Source organism: Streptomyces sp. FH025, from assembly GCF_017427025.1.
In the GTDB taxonomy this organism is placed as follows: Bacteria; Actinomycetota; Actinomycetes; order Streptomycetales; family Streptomycetaceae; genus Kitasatospora.
Map to the genome: position 1 here is coordinate 1 of NZ_JAFLNG010000884.1, position 2,723 is coordinate 2,723.

Here is a 2,723-nt window from a genome sequence, read left to right on the forward strand (position 1 = left end):
CTTATCCCCATCCGAGCCGATGTGGATTTGTTAACAGGCTTCTAATGTTGGAGAAGCCGAGAAGTCGTTGGAGCGGTTGAGAAGTTCGGGATTCGGGAGAAACTGTTGTGAATCACAGGACCCACACGGGGGGCGTGCGAAAGGGGCCGCTGGCGGTAGCCAGAACGGCCGCTGTCGCCGAGTGGGGAACGTTGTACCTGACGGTCCGGAACGCGGTGGTCCGGAAGAAGTTCGCCGCTGTTCCGCTGGCCACGCTGGCGACGTTTCTGATCCTGCTGTTCAGCATCGTCCAGCACCTGCCGGGGGGTGAGCGCTTCGTCAGCCACATCGGGGTGGTGCGGGCCGCGCTGCCGCTGGAGGTCTCGCTGCTGCGGACGCCGCTGTCGCTGTACGTGCCGGCCCTGGACCTGCCGGTGTGGGGGGCACTGGCCCAGGTGTTCGTGGTCTTCGCGATCGCCGAGATCGTGCTCGGCCGGCGGATGACCCTGGTGGTCGCCTACGCCTGCACCCTGGCGGGCACGCTGTTCGCCCGGGTCGGGGTGGCGATCGGGCCGGGCCACCTGTTCGGGTTCCCGAAGTGGGTCGCCTACGTGCGGGACACCGGGCCGTCGGCCGCGGTGGTGGCGCTGGCGATCTGCATCGCGTTCCGTACCCGGGCCTGGCTCACCGCCGCCCTGGTGGTGGTGCTGATGGTCGGCGAGGCGGTCGTGCTGCCGAACCTGGCGGGCCTGGAGCACGTGGTCGCGGTGATCACCGCGTTGCTGATCGCGGTCTCGGTCGAGGTCTTCGGGGACTTCTGGCCGCGGGTGCTGGCCGGGGTCGGCGCCGCCACCTCGGTGGCCGCGGTCGCCTCCCGGGAGGTCGCGGTGGAGGCCCGGCGGCGCAGTGCGGCGGGGGCCGTCATCCCCTGAGGGACGCTTCACCCGGCGTGTGGGCCGCGTACCCGGTCGTGCCGGTACGCGGCTCTCACGCGTGCGGGAGGGGGAGTTCGAACCAGACGACCTTCCCCACCGCTTTGCGGGCGGTGCCCCAGCGTTCGGCGAGCTTGGTGACCAGGGTGAGGCCGCGGCCGGTCTCGCCGAGCTGCTCGGCCGGTTCCAGCGAGGGCAGGTTGTGGTTGTCGTCGCTGACCTCGACCAGCAGTTTGTCCACCCGGATCAGCTGGAGCTGGACGGTGTCCCGGGCGACCCGGACGGCGTTCGTGACCAGCTCGCTGACCAGTAGCTCGGTGGTGTCGCTGAGCGCCTCCAGGTGCCAGGCGGCCAGCTGCTCGCGGACCAGCGAGCGGGCCCGGCCGACCTCCCGGTGGTCCACCCTGAGGTCCCAGGTGGCCACCTCGGACGGGGCGACCCCGTCGAAGCGGGCCACCAGCAGGGCGACGTCGTCCTTGCGGTCGTCCGTGTGCAGCCGCCGCAGCACCTCGTCGCAGGCCTGCTCGGGGCTCTGCTGCGGGTCGATCAGGTTGCCGCACAGCGCCGCCAGGCCGGCTCCTATGTCCCCGCCCCTGACCTCGACCAGGCCGTCGGTGCACAGCACCAGCATCGAGCCGTCCGAGACGTCGATGGTCTTGGCGACGAACGGCACCCCGCCGACGCCGATCGGTGCGCCGGCCGGGATCTCCAGCAGCTCGCCGGTGCCGTCCGGGTGCACCAGGACGGGTGGGACGTGGCCGGCGCTGGCCAGCTCGCAGGTCCGGTTGATCGGGTCGTAGACCGCGTAGAGGCAGGTCGCCAGGTGGTCGTCGCCGAGCTTCTGGGCCAGGTTGTCCAGGTGGCGCAGGAGCTGGCCGGGCGGCAGGTCCAGTGCGGCGAGGGTCTGCATCGCGGTGCGGAAGCGGCCCATCGCGGCCGCCGAGTGCAGGCCGTGGCCCATGACGTCGCCGACCACCAGGGCGACCCGGCTGCCGGGCAGCTGGATCGCGTCGAACCAGTCGCCGCCGACCTCGGCCTTCGGGTCGCCGGGCAGGTAGCGGTGGGCGATCTGCACGCCGGGGATCTGCGGGGGGCGCGTCGGGATCATCGAGCGCTGCAGGGTGGTGGCGACCCGGGACTCGGCGCGGTGCAGCCGGGCGTTGTCCAGCGACAGCGCGGCCCGTACCGCCAGCTCCTTGAGGGTGGCGGCGTCGCTCTCGTCGAAGGGGGCGCGGTCGGGCAGCCGGAGCAGCTTGAGGATGCCGAGCACGGTGCCGCGGGCGGACAGCGGCACCACCAGCATCGAGCGGCCGGAGACCACCGGGGCCAGCCGGGCGCCGCCGAGCGAGATCGCGTAGTCGACCGCGACGTCCGCGCTGACCACCGGGACCAGCACCGGCTGGTTCAGTTGCAGGGCCATCCCGGGCGGGGTCCGGCGGGGCATGCTGACCAGCGAGCCCTCGGAGAGCACGTGGTCCCAGACGCCGACGGCCTCGTTGTAGGCCAGGGCGACCCGGCGCAGCATGGTGTCGTCGTCCGGGCGGGCGGCCGGCAGTTCGGAGTCCGAGATCAGCCCGTCCACCAGGTCCACGCAGGCGAAGTCGGCGACCCGGGGGACCAGCACCTGGCACAGCTCGTGGGCGGTGAAGCCGAGGTCCAGGGTGGTGCCGACCTTGCCGCCGACCTCGTTCAGCAGGGCCAGCTGCTCGCCGGCCTGGCCGTTGGTGAGGAACGGGCCCAGCCGCCCGGTCGGCGGGCCGGCGGCGCCTGCGGGGGCGGGAACGGGCACGGCGGCGGAGGCGTGCTCGGCCC

The 2,723-nt window shown here is 72.5% G+C and carries 2 protein-coding genes; one reads left to right on the forward strand and one right to left on the reverse strand.

Annotated elements, in window-relative coordinates; translation table 11 throughout:
* Nucleotides 1-191 precede the first annotated feature (191 nt).
* Nucleotides 192-911 (forward strand): hypothetical protein, encoded by a 720-nt coding sequence (locus tag J0670_RS35200; protein ID WP_207816598.1) that lies wholly within the window; start codon nt 192-194, stop codon nt 909-911.
* Between the two features lie 55 nt (nt 912-966).
* Here the strand turns inward: J0670_RS35200 and J0670_RS35205 are convergent.
* A partial coding sequence (locus J0670_RS35205) for a SpoIIE family protein phosphatase (RefSeq protein WP_207816600.1) occupies nt 967-2,723 on the reverse strand: 1,757 nt, incomplete at its 5' end.